The organism is Rhizobium sp. ERR 942 (assembly GCF_007828395.1).
Taxonomy (GTDB): domain Bacteria; phylum Pseudomonadota; class Alphaproteobacteria; order Rhizobiales; family Rhizobiaceae; genus Rhizobium; species Rhizobium dioscoreae.
The window spans coordinates 1-14,522 of sequence record NZ_VIUA01000004.1; the positions used below are offsets into that span (position 1 = coordinate 1).

The window sequence follows — 14,522 nt, forward strand, 5'->3', positions numbered from 1 at the left end:
AGAACCCCAGCTGAAGTGTTCATGGCATATTTGCAGGAAGAGGCGTAATCCCCTACCCTAAACGCCGGCGTGATGCACTTGGGTTAGCTTCTCCAACGATGCCACTGGAAAGCTCTTACATCTTCGCTTTGCTGGCTCGGAGAATACGTTCGATTATCTGCATGCGACGAAGGCTTATTAGGCTTACTGGCACCGTTTTGCGCGATCACGACGAGGTCAGGGTCTCATACGAATATGAAACCACACAAGGCAAGCGGTGTCGTGGTCATGCCGACGTCCAGACTGTTTACACGTATGGCAAAACTTTAATATCAAAGATCAGAGCCTTGGATGGGTGTTGAGATCGTGAGGCCTATGGTGAGAATTGGCTGAAGCCGTCTGTATTTCCAAGTTTCTATCGCAGGTCAGCTGTCTTAAATTCGCAATCTGGCCCCGACGAAGTGCTCTGGGTGATGGATATGAAAACGAAAATAGAATTTCGAATTGATGGAAAGAAAATACAAAATCTAGACGACTTCTTTGGCGAGATTTCGCGACAGCTTTTTCCTGATGTCATTGATTGGAAACATCACTTGGACGGGCTGGACGACATGCTTGGCGGCGGATTCGGAACACCCGAGGAAGGTTGCGTGCTTCTATGGGATCATCACCAAACATCGAGGTTTCTGCTCGGATACGAAGAAACAATCCGCACGTTGGAGGCGCGACGGGAGCAATGCCATCCGACCGCTCGAAGGCAAATAAATAAACAGATCCGGACGGCAAGAAGAGGAGAAGGTCCGACTATCTTCGACAATATCGTTGAGATTTTCGAGCGCCACAGGCCAGGAAAGAATGAGAGGTATAGCGTTGATTTGCGACTTCTTTAGGCAGGGACAACAAGGTGAGGTCTCGGTCGCCTAAACCGAACGGCATCAACGGCTGAAGCGAGAATCCAAATGACCGAAGCGCCACGTTTAGATCTTGAGCCGGGAAATCGTTGGAAATATTCCCTGGCGAGACAGCCTCACTCCGCGTTATCGTCAAGCAGAGCGAGGAGCACGGTCTGTTTAGATTTTCCTTAGAGCGATTTTTCGGTCCCGCCAGCGAAGATGAAGGCCAATGGCCTGACGGATTCTGGCAAAGGATAAAGGCGTCAGGACTCTATGCGTCGGCCGTCGAAGCGATGGAGGAAGCACACGCTTCCTTAAAGTCGCTGGGAATTCGCCGGTAGAATGCCCAACCGCACTACGCTGGAAAGAATCGAGATCGGCACCCCGTCACGAGGTGGCGAATTTCACGGTCACACCACGCTGCCGAAAGTAGGCCTGCATAAGTTTCCTGCCAGAACGATTGCCATGCGCGAGTCTGCTCGGATCGAAAACGGCTTCCTTCAAACCTGCCCGAGTAAGGGCTTCCTTAAGGGTCGCAATGTGCAAATCGATGTCGGCATTGTCGGCCTGGAGCGACTCATAAATGCGGTCGATTACATCTGCTACTGTCGGTTCAGTCACTCTCATACTCCTATTATGGCTTCGCACGTGCTTACCGCGTTTATCGGGCTGACCTTATTGTGGTGAAGGATGTCCGCGTCAATGAATAACGACAGAGTGAAACGCCGCATCGCTATTCGAGGTGGCCAGCCCGAGCCGATTAGCATGCTGCCACGGGGGGCACGCGACGCGACCGCTTCTCGATAGCTGTGGTCATTACTAGCCTAAACGTAGGGACTCGCTTCTACGATCAAAGGGGAATAAACGGGAACGAAACTGACAGGTGCAATTAGGGTCAGAGCTGCGGCATCCTGAACGTTGACGGCCGAGATGTCGGGCAGACCCTGCTCTCCGAGGGTTTGGCAGTACCGTTCGTCGGTGGGCGCATGAGCTGCCCAAGAACGCCAAGGCCATGGGCGGGTGACCTCTATGCGGCTCCAAACAGCCGATCTTAAGTCGACTATCCAGCATCGTAATTTTGGCGGGAAGCCGACAGACAGAGTTTCATCGCCAAGTGGGCTTTCCTTGTTTCTGTGTGGGCCTACATTATCGGCAGGATCCCACCATGCTCTCAATCAAACCGTCTCAACCACTTCAGGGTTTCGTCGCGGTCATCGAATTTCGGGGGGAGGTCTCTGAATAGACCAAGTCTTTTAAACGCCTCGAACCGTAGAGGTTTCAACACGCGGGCCACAGCGCGATAGTCATCCAGCCTCTCGCCTTGATTGAAATCACCGATCTCCGGCTTCGGACCAGCCTGGATGATGATGCCACCATTAAAGGAATAGACCGGACAGGACGGTCCAAGCTCCTTCCGGATCGTGTCTGCTCCACCGATGAGATCGGCACGCATAGTGTCGATCAGGGACAGCCAGTTGATAGATCGGATGACTGGCGTTTCCGCATCCCCACTGCGAACTTTCCAAAGGCTGCGATCGGGATAATCCAGGCCGATGAAGCGCTTCAGGAAGGGGAAGGCAGTGGGCATATCTGGGCCGCGAGGCCCGCCCTCCTCCATGACCAGTCCAAAACCAAACGTGCCATGAATGGGTTGGCCGATTTCGGCCCAGCGCTGCAACAGCTCCAACAGCTTATGATAATCGCCCTCCGCCCAGTTGATGGGAAAATAGGCTTCCAGTCGGCCGAGCGCATTATCCTTGTTGCCCAACTTCATTTCATCGATTGCAGGGCTGGCGACGACACCAATGTGATAAGGGGTCGGCTCATCCTTATCGATGGCGTCGGGAAAGCCGTAAAGCTCGGCATCAAACCCTTCCACGCGCTCATCTGGCGGAATGCTCAGCATATGGTTGCGGAAATACGCAACATAGTCGAACCCCTTGGTCGGCTTTAGGCGTTTGCCCTCATACGGCATGTAATGGGTGATGCTGCCTTTGAACAGCTTGCCATAGTCCTCAACGAGCGCGATCAATCTCTCTCGCACGTCATTGTCGTAGGCCCGCTTAAAGTAGAGTTTGAGCACATAGCCGAATTGAAGCTTCGGATTTCCGCGCTGGTCGACAATGGTTAGATTGACCAGATCGTCAATGGTTTTGAACGCGGCCATCGCCTCATCGTAAGTCGCCATGATCAGTGTCCTGTCTTCACTCTAAGAATGCATCACTGTGTTGCCAGCGCCGTTGTTCCGCCAACGCCGAACAATGCCAATACCGCCGCGCCGCCCGAGCCGCCAGCCCACCAGGTAAGTGCTCCTGCACCGACAGCCGCAGCGCCCACGCCTCCCCAAAAAATGTAAGGATGGTTTTCCGCAAAGCTGCGGCTCTCTTCGGGTTTCGCTGCAGGCTGCGTCACCGGACTCGGTTCCCCGGCATTGCAATCACAATCTTTGAAATTGAGATCATGGCGTTTCTGTTCAGTCTCTTCTTCTATTTGATCATATAACTCATCCTGATTACCGCGATAACGGTCACCGGGCAGCTTGTTCTCGCCGAAGGTATTGTTGTCGTGGTCGGTATAGTCCGGTCGTTTATGGCCTCTGGGGCCACCCTTCGTCTGATTGCCATCGCCATCGAGACGCTTCTGCCACTTGCCGTTTGTACCCTTTTCGTAAGCACCGTTTGGTGTGACGTTGCGCCCGGTCTCGTCAGCCCAGGCTTGCATTTTGTCGTCAATGCAGGATTGCGTGAGCTTGCCTTCCGCCTTGCACTTACAGGCAAATTCACACATTTTTTCGAGGACTTCACGGGCTTCGCCTTCGACCTTTCCCGTATAATATCCTCCCGCCGAAATCGTGTTCCCATGGTTCATCAGCATTTTGTCGGTGAGCCGGGTGACGGCGCGACCTTCCATGAACACATTCGGCGACCAACTCAGCCATGTTGCTTCCGCCTGCACCGTGCCCGATTTGACTCCGAGCCCAACTCCAGGCTCATCACCAAAGGAGATGGCGAATTTCGAACCTTTGACACCATTCATCGCCCCGCCATGCGAAAACACAGTCGTAGTGCCGTCCGCAAGATCACGTGCATAGGCGACATTCGTGTAGGGAACAGGTGACTGTGGGCTGCGGCAGACATCGGGAAGCGTCGAACGGGTAAATCCGTCTGAATGCTTGTGACATAGGGTCAGGCCGTTGATACCAACAGTTTCTCTCATGCTTCTTTCCTCCTGGCATGCGCCAGCATCAAAGCGCACGATCGCCCGCGAAGGCTGGTGGCAAGGAGCAGTGTCGGATATTTGATGGGTTCGCTGTGAGCCGGGTGGCCACGAGGCGATGGCATGGCCCCGAGCGCCAGCGCAACCATGACACCACCTGCTGCTGCGCCCACATCGCCCATCGCAAGCGCATAGCATTCAGGGTCAAGCAAAGCCTCGCCGAAACCATTGCCAAAACTGGCGATGCCTGCGCCATAATGTTCAGCTCGCCAGCGTTCGCCATTTAAATCAGCCATGGCACGCATCACCGGAGCAGATTGTTCGGGCCCTCTGGCGGCACTTCGCAAGGCATTACCAAGTCCGCGACCACGAATTCCGATTGGCTTGCCGCCCGCTGCTTCCTCGCCGACACCAAAGCCCAGAATTTCAGCGCTGGTTTCCAGACGTAGGTTGCTTTTGCCTACGGCAATGACGGTGCAAGCCTCGCTGGGGACCAAGCAATGCGGCTGACCTGAACCGAATGCCCTCCCTTCCGTTGCCAATCGGTCCAGCAAATGCGTGTCGATATGACTGTCAAGTGCTGCAACAAACACGACATCGGCCTTACCATTGGCGATGTCCTGTCGCGCCAGATCAATCATCCACAACGCCTCGGCTTGAGCGCCAAAACAGAACCATTGATGGGAGATGTGCACTTCGGAATCCGCCGAAAAGGCCGCTGCTAATCGTGTGGTCAGCGGATGCCCGTTCAGCCAACGCGGCAGCACGATAATCAGTCCGAAGCGCAATGGGCCGACATTGTGCAAACTTGTTGCCCGCAAGAGGCAATCGGTAAATGCGTTCTTGAGCAAGTTCAGCAAACGCCGTTCGTAGTCACGCTCCTCTGCGGGGGCAAAGACGTAGGAAAGTGTTATCGGGTCACCGTCGTGACCAACAAGGGACCGATCGCGCTCAAGACTCCTCTCGCCCTTCGAATACGCCACTGTCGCAGCCTCGAAGTTTTTGCCAAGCGGGCAACAAAGGCCAGCAGTGATGACGATGGCATCCTGGGTCACCGCAGCCTCACCCCTGCCATCTGCCTGAACATCACCATCGATCCGTCAACGCTCATGTCGTCAGAGCATGGCAGGCTGCCATTCCAGATCATGGACAATCGCTTCTTGGTCGCTTCGATATGAACTCCGATCAGCCGTAGTCGATGGCTATCACGCCGCATGCCCATACGAGTCACCGCTTCGAAGATGATCTGGGGCAACATGAAGGTATAGGGACCCTCAGCATTGAGCCCGACCACAGTGACAGGCTCGCCACCCTTGATATCAAGTATCTGATCTGGAGGAGCGGCTTGATGGAACTGTTCAGAAAAATCGAGTGGCAACAAAGGTGCTCGCCCGCGTTCCCATTCTCCATCATAGGTGCCCGCATGGACTAGTCGCGGCTGCCATCCTGGCTGGATCGCGCCAAATCCCACAGGCGACGGCAAGCGTTTCACATCAAAAGGATGCGCAGGGTCCTCGATTTGGGCAAGCTCAAGTGGTGTGTCGGGCCAAATATCGTCGTAGTTGGTGGACCAGCCCTTGCCGATCGGATTGAGCGGGTAGACCTTATCTCCCCCGAACGCATCCGCGCCCCCGAGCGCCATAGACCATGATAAGGGAACGGTGATGGTTTGCTCGCTGGCCTCGAAGCTCCATCCGGCGTTGCCCCCTTTACGCTTGAGCCAGCGTCGGCCGAAGGCGACAGCTTTCTTCTCAAAATTGCCAACGGTGAGGCTGATCGGAAGCTCCCGGAAAGGAGCTTGATTGACCGCAACGGCGGCCCCGCTGACGGTCAGGTCAACCTTGGGCCTAAATGGCGCGATATCCGATTCCGCCAACAACTCCCCGGCTTTGTCGTCGGCATACGCTGGTGCGATATGAACGGATTCTTGCGTTTCGCTCAGAGCAACCAGGCCATCATCTCGAATGTTGAACGTTGCCCGCAGGGCCACAACCCAATGTTCGAAACCGTCGCGGTCTCGAACAAAATATCCAAGGGTGGCGAAGGGCGTCTTATTATCGACCTGCCACATTAGGCCCCACCTGTGATTAGTTCAGCTCGATCCGTCCTGCCAGTAGATGGATGTCTTCCGAGACATCCTGGATTAGACGCCTACCAGTGAGCTTGATCGTGCCGTCTTCGCACAGCGTGGCACTGGACTTCCCGATTTCGATCGTCAACGAGCGTGCAGCGGGATCGAATTTTATGAATTCTGACAAGGCTGCAAGCGCCGTCCAGTCGATATCGACGGGAAGGAAAGGTCCAGTGTCCTTGAAATTCTTCATCCCAATAACTCCATCACGACATATCGCATTCATTTCACAACCATACGACGAGGATTGAAATAGGCACCAAGGGGTGATTTCAAGATCTCGACGCTGTATAAATGCAAGCAATTGAATAATCTGCCAGCGAGATGCTTCGGTATGCGTCCTGGGTCATACACCCGCCTCGATGGGCTGTTGTTCGGGATGGTGCTTGCGGCTGCCCGCTTGTACAAATCCAAGCTTTGCAGCCGGTATCGCCAGCGAAAGTTTCCCTACCTTTGGGTCTGATATTTGTGACCGCAACGCTCATTTGCTTCATGGACTGGGGACGGCTTGCGGGACAAGGCATTTTGCCGGTGTTTCAGGCGCAGCTCGGTGCGGTCGCGGGATTTCCGCTGATTTCGATCGGCATCGCGCTGATTTTCTGCGCCATGCTCGATCTTGAGCATGTTCTAACTCGCTGGCCCATACCTGGTGCCGCTATTGTCGCAACGCTATCCTACAGCCTTTACCTTCACACAAATCTGTTTTCCAAGTTGTGCGCCTCATCGTCGTGGAAGAAAACCTGCAAGGCAGTTGCGGCTTTGTGGTCTATCTGGTCGCGAGCTTGGTAGTTGCGGCCGTTCTCTGGTTCTGTGTAGAGCGAACGTTCCTTTATCTGAGGAATAGAATGCTACCGTCGTCGAAGTAAACGTTGCTCTATTCGCCAATGTTAAGCCAATGTCGACAAGGAAGTCCGCAACGGCCAAGCCGAACAGATCACCAGACAGGTCGAATAGCTGCTACGCGACCAGATGGACGACCTCTCCTTCCCGCTGGATGCGACCGTTGATCGCCATCATTGATGATCCGAGTAGGACACGCCAACGGCGTTCGAATAGCGACGGCCAAACGACGATGTTTGCCCGTCTCGTCTTCGATACCCTTAGCCACGTTGAGCGACTGCTGGACCTGCGCCCGGTGTAGTTGTATCAAGAAGATCTAGCGGGCGGGATATCCGAAGAATGGTTTTGGCGTCGCGGTCCAAACAGAAGCGGGAGGGAAAGCCAGACATGTCACGTTTATCAATGGGGTCGCTCTCAATCGTTGCTCGGCAGCTGCCGCAACTATTCGCAATCATACTTGTATTGATCCTCGGATCTTCTTACGCCAAAGCAGGAGCCATTGGCGGCGATAATCGGCATCCAATCGATGAGTATGCCAAATCACACAGCATGTCGCCGGATGAGGCCCGCAAGACGTTTGGTGCGACGGGCCGGATCATGTGCCCCTTTGGCGAGGCTAGCGCCTTCCTTATTTTCAAGTCCAATATTGTCGTCACCGCAAGACATGTTCTTTTTCCCGAAGCGAGCATGGGCGGCTACGCTGGTCGGATGTCGATAACGCGTTGTGGCTTTGAGGTGAGCGACGGCAAAGGGTCGACATGGCACAAGGTCGATGTTCGATCTTTCCTCTATCCCGATGCCAAGCAACGTTCGCTGACGGACCGCTTTGATTGGGTTGTGATGCGACTATCCGAACCTGTGACCGAGTTCGAGCCGTATCATATGCCTTCAAAGCCTGTTTCTGCGGGCGAAAAGATCACAATGGCCACTATTCGCCAGGACAACTTTCTTCCCGACGACTGGAACGAGCGAATTCTCACGGATTGTAGGATACGTGCGATCGACAATATTGATGGCGTCGCCGCCAGTGGCATTCGCACAGATTGTTCCTCCGGCCATGGTGCGTCGGGTGGGGCGTTGCTCCGCCAAGGGCCTCAAGGTCTGGAAGCAGTTGGCGTCATGAGTTCGATGAGTGCGTCCTGCACGAAGTTCAACCCAAAGCGCTGCTATACCTTTGCCGTCGGCTTCGAACCGGAACTTGTCGCAGCCGTGCACAAACTTGCAGGAGAATGAGTCTTGGTTGCGATGGTGAATGGGCAACACCGGCTCGATCATGTGCCACCCGAAGTTGGTCAAATGATATCGGCACATGCCAACTCTGAAGCAGCCCTGGCCCCAAAAGGAACCCTTCCTTTTTCCTGGCGCTCGCGCAGGATAAGCCCATGACCGATTATTGTTGCAGTAGAATGGCCGCCGATCTGAACCAGTCTTGCGAACAGCACGCTGATCGCTTGGACTGCCCGGACGCCTTGATTGATCAAATCCGTGGGGGGTATGGCATCATCGTCCATGATGGTGGCAGCAGCGTGATTGAGATCGCCTTCTGCCCGTGGTGCGGAACCAAGTTACCGCCCATCGGTGACGTCGATTTATCCGATCTACCAGACGACGATGTGCATTCCGCTAGGTAACCCGTTTATGGGTTCGCTGCCTAATGCTTTGATAGCGAGCTTATTCGACCGCAAGTGTAGGTTACCTTGATTCAGCAAGCACCAGTGAATCGTTTTGGCTGCAGCGCGGGCACCCCAGCATACCCGGTGTTTTGGGACTTCGCTTTCCTTTTTTCGAAGAAGGCGAGCGCAAGCATTATCGTAGGATCAAGTTCGGACTAGGTCGGTGACTTTGTCAACAGGGCCTAGGCTCCTTTCAACAGGAAACTTCTCTCTCTATCTCGCATCCGCCGTAGAGCGATCTCAGCTTAGCTCGCTGAGTGCTTGACATTGTCTGGGAAAAGTCGCTCAATGCCCAGAACAGCGCGATCTTTTCCAGCTGGGTCGGATTGACTATTCCACATCGAAACAGGTCGATCAGCGCGACGGCAAAGCCTTCACGGCTGTATTCAGCGTCATCGAACCAGCTCTGCGTCGTAGCTAAGTCGAACACCCGTTTTATGACTTCGAGCTCGCTTTGCGACAAAGCGCCTTTTGCGAGGCGTTTCAACCTTTCCATCATCATCTCCACCGCGAGACTGCTGGCAACCCCACGTATGCCGGCCGAGTTCTCCTAGGTTCTTTCCGCCATTGACCGTGCCCATAAAGCTTGGGGGTGGACCAGCACACTTGGCGGTATCAAGCAGCATGAGATTGCGACAGCGATAGGCACTATCAACGATTGTCTCGCCGGCGTGATCGGGGTCGCCTCGCGATCCCTATTCTCAGCCTTGGATCAGAGCCAGTTCAGCGAACGGCAGATATTGTAGGCAATCGCAAGCCATGCAGCGATGATTGCTCCAAATATTAAGAACGCAACCCTCATATTCCCTTCTTTGAAATCCGCGACGATGCCTGCCGTATCGGTGGAGCTTACTTTTCTCACGGACCATCCCACCTTGGTTAGTATTCGTCTCAGCAAACTGGATCTCTCGAAGTTTCCGTGTGTCAGCGCGACATCAATCGTTGATAAGAGAAAGACCAGAGCCTGCTAACAGTGACCATGTGCGTCGCCGACAAGCTCGTTTAGATGCTCGCCGGACAGCATCGGGAACTCGGTTTCCAAAAGCGAAAGAAGAGCAGCTTGTGCTGCTTTTATAAGGAATACGGCCTGCGATGCGTTCAGCTCACTTGCGACGCCTCCGGCATATTGCATCATTTTTGCAAGCGCCAAAATCTCTCCCTGGCGTTCCTGTCTTTCAAAATCAGTCACTTTTAAGCCCCAACAAATGATTTCGTTGGGGTAGATTGGCATATTTCGATCGACACGGTGCGTTGCAAAAGCGTTGCACACGCAGTGCCTGTATTTTGGAATAAATTATATACGGTAAAATTGTGGGAAAAGTTTGCGCCACAGCGGAGTTGCATTGAATGACCAGTCCGTTATAGGTGCCAGCAACGGTGCCTCGGCAATGGCGCGTATAAGAGCTATGGCATCGTCGCGCTTTTGATCAGTCCATGCTTTTGCGACGAGAGCCCTCACCTGCCCTATGTCCATATCGGCGGTTTCAGCAAGACGTCTCCAGGTCCGATCCTTGAAGAACAGGCGTCGTGCCGCCCGGGAGAGCCGCAGAGCCTCTTCCTTGCCGATAATGGTCTGGTCAATCGCAGTCTCTAGTGTCGCATCGACATTGACCAACGGCACCGACAAAGGGGGATAGCTCAATTCCGCTGGACCATGAAGGAGAGCGACATCCGCATCCTCCTCCCGGAGCCCGGAGGCATAGTCACCGAATATCCTCCCGATGCCGACCATGCCGTAGGCCTGGCACTCCATCGCGCGGAGCGCTCCCATGCTGGCTGCTCCGAACACGGGAACGCCCTGGGATAGGGCAAAGAGCAGCTCCTTGTGCCAGACTGGCGCGACGAACTCGAACTGGCCGTCGACAAGACCGATAGCGGTCGCGCCATTCTCAAGTGCTCTGACAACGTCGCCCTGGGATGCCGGCGGCCGTATGACCATTGTGTCATCGGCGAACGTTTCTGCATCGGGGAGGCTCGGACCCACGAAGATCACTTTCATAGGAAACCCTTTGACAATGCGCGGCTGCCGAGACGAATGCGGCGATCCCCGTCTGGATGCTCAAGTTGCGGCGCGAAAACCTTTGCGACCGATGCCGGTAGCCATTCAGGTGCCAGCTCGATGGCATAAAGCTGGTCAACTCCGCATTCCAAAAGCGTCTCGACAAGCTGGTCGAGCGCATCTTGCGCCGACGTGGCCGACATCGTCGGCAGTTCGTTCAGGTTCGTCGTGCATCGCGCCTGAAACGACTGCAGATGGTCGGGATCGGCGCGGCCTGAGAACAGCTCCTGGACAAGATCATCTCTGGCACCGGCGATGAAGGTCATCCGCGACTGCACGGCCTCGGAAATGGCTCGGGCTGCTGCCACATCGGGGGACAAGGATGCCCCTGCCCCCATGGTCAAGTCGACATATCTGAGCGAGCCGTCATCGCCTTTCGGCCGCAGCAACGCGACGATGGAGGCAACGGCCAGATCGCTCGTCACATCGAAAAGGGCGAGATCGAAGTCGGCCGAGAAAATCTTCTCCAGCATCTCGCGAATACCCTCATCTTCAATGCTATGCGGATCGATCCGGCGCGCATGCCGGCACGCCGGATCGCCAATATTCCAGAGGACGCAAGCATCCCGCTCTACCCGCTCCAGCAACCCGTGCAGGACTGCCTCGTGCCAAGTATTCCCCGATGCCAGTCCATCCGATGATACCCAAAATCGCGGGCTGACATGCGTCCGGTCAAGATGAATGGCCTCGAAAGGTACGAATATCGAGGCGTTCTTTGCCAGATCGTGGGCTTGAGACCATCTGATCTGTTCCATGGTCTCTATCGGTTGCGCGCCGATCGCCAGCAGATCTTCCAGGCAATCTGTGGCATGGCCACTTGCGGCAAGCTCATTCTGGCTTGCCATGAGCGTTGAACAATAGGGTTGGGTCGCGACCGATCGTTCGATCGCTTCCATCACCGCGGATGTCTTCGCGGAAACGTCGTCCAGACCTTTTCCCTGAGCGATGACGATCGCCCTCGAATTCGGGGCATAGGCGCACCAAACGGGAATACCTATGCGATCGAGCTCGGTCTGGCGGCCAACACGGGTTATGCCAAGTCGTCCCAGATAGGGCCAAACCCTCGACAAGGTTTCGCCAGGCGGGAGTGCTCTAAAGTTGCTTGACACCGATCGACGAGTGCCTAGCCTTCAAGGAGGCCTGACGCCGCGACGCTTGCCGACGTCAGCGCCACAGCGAAATCGACATCTTTCTCAACTCTGACCCCTTTGGCCCGCCAAGCTTCAGCCTTCGCCAGATCGCCCGACAACCGCCGCGTATATCGAACGACAGTCCCCTTTTCGAGGTCAGCCAGCCAAAGCCCCTTTTCACCCTTGATTCCAATCAGAACTACACCTGCCATAATCTCTTCCCCTCAAAAACCGGCCTTCTGCAGGCCTTCCCTGTAATGATCTGTCTGCCACTTTTCCTTGAGTGGAACCATGGCGAGCCATGCCTCAAGATCGAAATTCGGATTGTCGCGCAGAGCGCGCAGTCGATGGGTCTTAGCCTTGGCAGGATCGCCAAGCATTGCCCAGCTTGCCGCAGCAAGCCTGCTTGCCGGTACCGGATCTCTCATCCTATCCAGATAGGTTAATGCTTCTGTATACTCCCCAAGGAGATAACTCGCTCCTGCTGCGGTCCAGTAATAGTAGTCCGGAGCAAGCGGATTAAGATCGAGAGCGGTTACGACCTTCTCCAATGCCGCTTTCGGATTGGCGCCATGGGTGAGACTGTCGGCGTGGCTGCAAATGACATCGGCATAGTGCGGGCTTAGGTTCTCGGCATTCGACAAGGCCTCGAGGCTGCCGTCGATATTTCCGCGGTAGAGCCGGGCGACGCCGATTTCCTTGAAGCCTCCGGCAAACTGGTTGTCATCCCGGATTGCATCGGCCGCCATTTTTTCCGCTTGATGCAATAGATCGCCATCGCCGCGCGCCGTCAGAACCCATTCCATCGTCAAGGTTCTGGCAATGCCCGCAAGTGCCGCTGCAAACCCCCGCTCGTGCTCGAGCGCCTCCTTAAAATGCTTGCGCGCGCGACGGACATTCTGAAGGCTCAGGCGGGACAGACATTGTACGCCCTCGAGATAGGCAAAATAGGCTTCCGGCTTGCAGCTAAAGTCAGAAACGATGTGGTGGAAGGCTCCCACACGCTCGATGATGGAATGCTGGATCGCAGTGGCAATCGCGTTGCGCTGTTCTGTTATGGCCGCATTGTCCAGCTGAACGCGCGTCGCCCAGACAATCTCGTCGCGCGGCATGAAAATCAGCTGCGCGAAAAGGCTGTCGCCCGTTCTCTTGGTATCGAGCGCGTAGACAACATTATGTTGCTTGAGAAGTCCGGCCTTGTCGCTTGAGGAGCGAATCTGCTCAGCGGTATAGGGCGCGACTACGGATACGCTTCGATCGACACAAAGACTGATCGTCAGGTCTTCGATGACAGCATTGGCGACCGATCCGGCACGCTCCGAATCCTCCAGGGTCTCGGGAGGAAGGAGAGCGATACGTGGCACTGCGTTGTCGGTGATCGCAATCGTATCCTGAGCCGACGGGCCGGGATTCGGATCTCTCGTTACGCTAATCAACTGACTGTAGGAGGTGATTTTTTCACCGAGCGCGACCCTGACTTCATCATCGGTCTGGTCCCAGTCCAGCAGAAGCATGGCTGCACGCTTCAATTCGCCGCGATTTTGAGACAAGGAAGGTTGGCTCATCGCCTTGAAGAATTCTGCTCGCAGCTCCCGTGCAAACCGTGCCCGAACATCGCGTACCCAGGCAGCCACAGCTCCGGAGCCATTGCCGTAAGCCGGTAGAAACGTCTTGGCGACGGCATCGGCGAGCACGCTAAGCTTGGCAAGGCCGGACGCATTTTCGATGCTATCCAGATCGCACCGCAACGCGTTGAAGTTCAACGTAATGTCCGTCGTGACACCGCCGATCAGCGGCTGGGGGGATTTGGACGTCGCAGTCGCCAAACGCAGCAGGGTCGACCTCAAATTGGCGCCGGCGGCCTGAAGATTGCTGGACCAAAGAAAAGCCGCCAAATCTTTCCGCGGCATCGGCTGCCGACGGTCGTAGAGATAGGCCAGCATGAGCAGAGCCTGCTTCGGCACGTTCACGCGATCGCCCATCTCATCATAAAGGGCGCAGCTGCCGAGTGTCGTTAAATGAAATGTCATCTTGCCAGGTCAGCGCTCGTTGTCGGGTTCGGATGATTGCACGAAAGCGAGGATCTTCGCCCGCAAACGCTTGTCCTCGATCCCGGACAAGGCCGTGCGCAGAACGGCCTTATGATGCTTCGCAAGTCGAAAATCGGCCAGCGCCTCCTTGGAGGGAAAGGCGTCGTCCGATGCACTTTCGAAGAAAAACATGACCGGTACAGCGAGGAGTTCTGAAATGCGCAGAAGGCGGCCAGCGCTGATTTTTTCGATGCCGCGTTCGCATCTGTCGAGCTGTAGAGGGCTTATGCGAAGCTTCTCGGCCAATGCATCCTGCGCGATTGACAATTCCTCCCGACGCAATCGGATACGTAATCCAACCTCGACATCGATCGCATCGGTTTTTTTGTCCATGAGGGAACCGCCAGAAGAGAAACTGCTTTCATGTTCGCAGGTTTCCCTTGAATTCACAATCTTCCAACAAGACACTCAAAGTCAATTTTACACAGCGGCAGGGCGTTTCCGATCATCGTATCAAGACAATGGCGAAATCGTTCTTGGCGGTTGCAGCCGCCTCGGCGATATCTTATCG

17 protein-coding genes and 1 pseudogene are annotated in these 14,522 nt (G+C 55.2%); 5 read left to right on the forward strand and 13 right to left on the reverse strand.

Going from position 1 to position 14,522, the window contains the following annotated elements:
- Nucleotides 1-458: 458 nt before the first annotated feature.
- Nucleotides 459-869 carry a barstar family protein gene (locus FBZ97_RS16925; RefSeq protein WP_186449506.1) on the forward strand — a complete coding sequence of 137 codons (411 nt, stop codon included), beginning with the start codon at nt 459-461 and terminating at the stop codon, nt 867-869.
- Between the two features lie 390 nt (nt 870-1,259).
- Here FBZ97_RS16925 and FBZ97_RS16930 read toward each other — a convergent pair whose 3' ends face one another.
- Nucleotides 1,260-1,499 (reverse strand): hypothetical protein, encoded by a 240-nt coding sequence (locus FBZ97_RS16930; RefSeq protein ID WP_113420868.1) that lies wholly within the window; start codon nt 1,497-1,499, stop codon nt 1,260-1,262.
- A gap of 248 nt (nt 1,500-1,747) precedes the next feature.
- Here FBZ97_RS16930 and FBZ97_RS34730 point away from each other — a divergent pair.
- Nucleotides 1,748-1,927: pseudogene (locus FBZ97_RS34730) on the forward strand (hypothetical protein); the annotation flags it as partial.
- A 116-nt stretch (nt 1,928-2,043) separates the two neighbouring features.
- On the opposite strand, the gene FBZ97_RS16935 reads toward FBZ97_RS34730, so the two are convergent.
- Genes FBZ97_RS16935 through FBZ97_RS16950 form a run of 5 tightly spaced genes read right to left on the reverse strand, consistent with a single transcriptional unit; the run spans nt 2,044 to nt 6,412 of the window.
- The gene (locus FBZ97_RS16935) at nt 2,044-3,060 is read right to left on the reverse strand and encodes a type VI immunity family protein (RefSeq protein WP_145321623.1); all 1,017 of its coding nucleotides are present in this window, start codon (nt 3,058-3,060) and stop codon (nt 2,044-2,046) included.
- A 32-nt stretch (nt 3,061-3,092) separates the two neighbouring features.
- Nucleotides 3,093-4,088 (reverse strand): DUF4150 domain-containing protein, encoded by a 996-nt coding sequence (locus FBZ97_RS16940; protein ID WP_162759642.1) that lies wholly within the window; start codon nt 4,086-4,088, stop codon nt 3,093-3,095.
- Nucleotides 4,085-5,143, reverse strand: coding sequence for a hypothetical protein (locus tag FBZ97_RS34435; RefSeq protein ID WP_186449507.1), 1,059 nt, complete (start codon nt 5,141-5,143; stop codon nt 4,085-4,087). The genes FBZ97_RS16940 and FBZ97_RS34435 overlap by 4 nt, the downstream gene beginning before the upstream one ends.
- On the reverse strand, nt 5,140-6,159 hold the full coding sequence (locus FBZ97_RS16945; protein WP_145321621.1) for a DUF2169 domain-containing protein: 1,020 nt from the start codon (nt 6,157-6,159) through the stop codon (nt 5,140-5,142). The genes FBZ97_RS34435 and FBZ97_RS16945 overlap by 4 nt, the downstream gene beginning before the upstream one ends.
- Before the next feature lie 16 nt (nt 6,160-6,175).
- Nucleotides 6,176-6,412: a hypothetical protein gene (locus tag FBZ97_RS16950; RefSeq protein WP_113420864.1), complete on the reverse strand. Its 237-nt coding sequence runs from the start codon at nt 6,410-6,412 to the stop codon at nt 6,176-6,178.
- A gap of 275 nt (nt 6,413-6,687) precedes the next feature.
- Here FBZ97_RS16950 and FBZ97_RS16955 point away from each other — a divergent pair, with 275 nt between their 5' ends.
- The 3 genes from FBZ97_RS16955 (at nt 6,688) to FBZ97_RS16965 (ending at nt 8,690) form a co-directional block, all read left to right on the forward strand.
- The gene (locus FBZ97_RS16955) at nt 6,688-7,008 is read left to right on the forward strand and encodes a hypothetical protein (protein ID WP_145651011.1); all 321 of its coding nucleotides are present in this window, start codon (nt 6,688-6,690) and stop codon (nt 7,006-7,008) included.
- Between the two features lie 438 nt (nt 7,009-7,446).
- Nucleotides 7,447-8,292, forward strand: a complete 846-nt coding sequence (locus tag FBZ97_RS16960) for a serine protease (RefSeq protein WP_186449508.1) — start codon at nt 7,447-7,449, stop codon at nt 8,290-8,292.
- Between the two features lie 149 nt (nt 8,293-8,441).
- Nucleotides 8,442-8,690 (forward strand): hypothetical protein, encoded by a 249-nt coding sequence (locus FBZ97_RS16965; protein WP_113420861.1) that lies wholly within the window; start codon nt 8,442-8,444, stop codon nt 8,688-8,690.
- A gap of 235 nt (nt 8,691-8,925) precedes the next feature.
- On the opposite strand, the gene FBZ97_RS16970 is transcribed toward FBZ97_RS16965, so the two are convergent.
- From FBZ97_RS16970 to FBZ97_RS17000, 7 genes are all read right to left on the reverse strand, one after another.
- Nucleotides 8,926-9,228 (reverse strand): hypothetical protein, encoded by a 303-nt coding sequence (locus FBZ97_RS16970; RefSeq protein WP_113420860.1) that lies wholly within the window; start codon nt 9,226-9,228, stop codon nt 8,926-8,928.
- A gap of 471 nt (nt 9,229-9,699) precedes the next feature.
- A complete protein-coding gene (locus FBZ97_RS16975; protein ID WP_210296314.1) occupies nt 9,700-9,963 on the reverse strand; it encodes a hypothetical protein in 264 nt (87 codons plus the stop codon).
- Between the two features lie 63 nt (nt 9,964-10,026).
- Nucleotides 10,027-10,671: a TfuA-like protein gene (locus FBZ97_RS16980; protein WP_348642466.1), complete on the reverse strand. Its 645-nt coding sequence runs from the start codon at nt 10,669-10,671 to the stop codon at nt 10,027-10,029.
- Between the two features lie 56 nt (nt 10,672-10,727).
- Nucleotides 10,728-11,861, reverse strand: a complete 1,134-nt coding sequence (locus FBZ97_RS16985; protein ID WP_246661787.1) for a YcaO-like family protein — start codon at nt 11,859-11,861, stop codon at nt 10,728-10,730.
- A 53-nt stretch (nt 11,862-11,914) separates the two neighbouring features.
- Entirely contained in the window at nt 11,915-12,133 is a 219-nt protein-coding gene (locus FBZ97_RS16990; protein WP_145321611.1) for a hypothetical protein, read from the reverse strand.
- Nucleotides 12,134-12,145: 12 nt separating this feature from the next.
- Nucleotides 12,146-13,951, reverse strand: a complete 1,806-nt coding sequence (locus FBZ97_RS16995; protein ID WP_145321609.1) for a hypothetical protein — start codon at nt 13,949-13,951, stop codon at nt 12,146-12,148.
- A 9-nt stretch (nt 13,952-13,960) separates the two neighbouring features.
- On the reverse strand, nt 13,961-14,344 hold the full coding sequence (locus FBZ97_RS17000) for a helix-turn-helix transcriptional regulator (protein ID WP_113353141.1): 384 nt from the start codon (nt 14,342-14,344) through the stop codon (nt 13,961-13,963).
- Between the last annotated feature and the right edge of the window lie 178 nt (nt 14,345-14,522).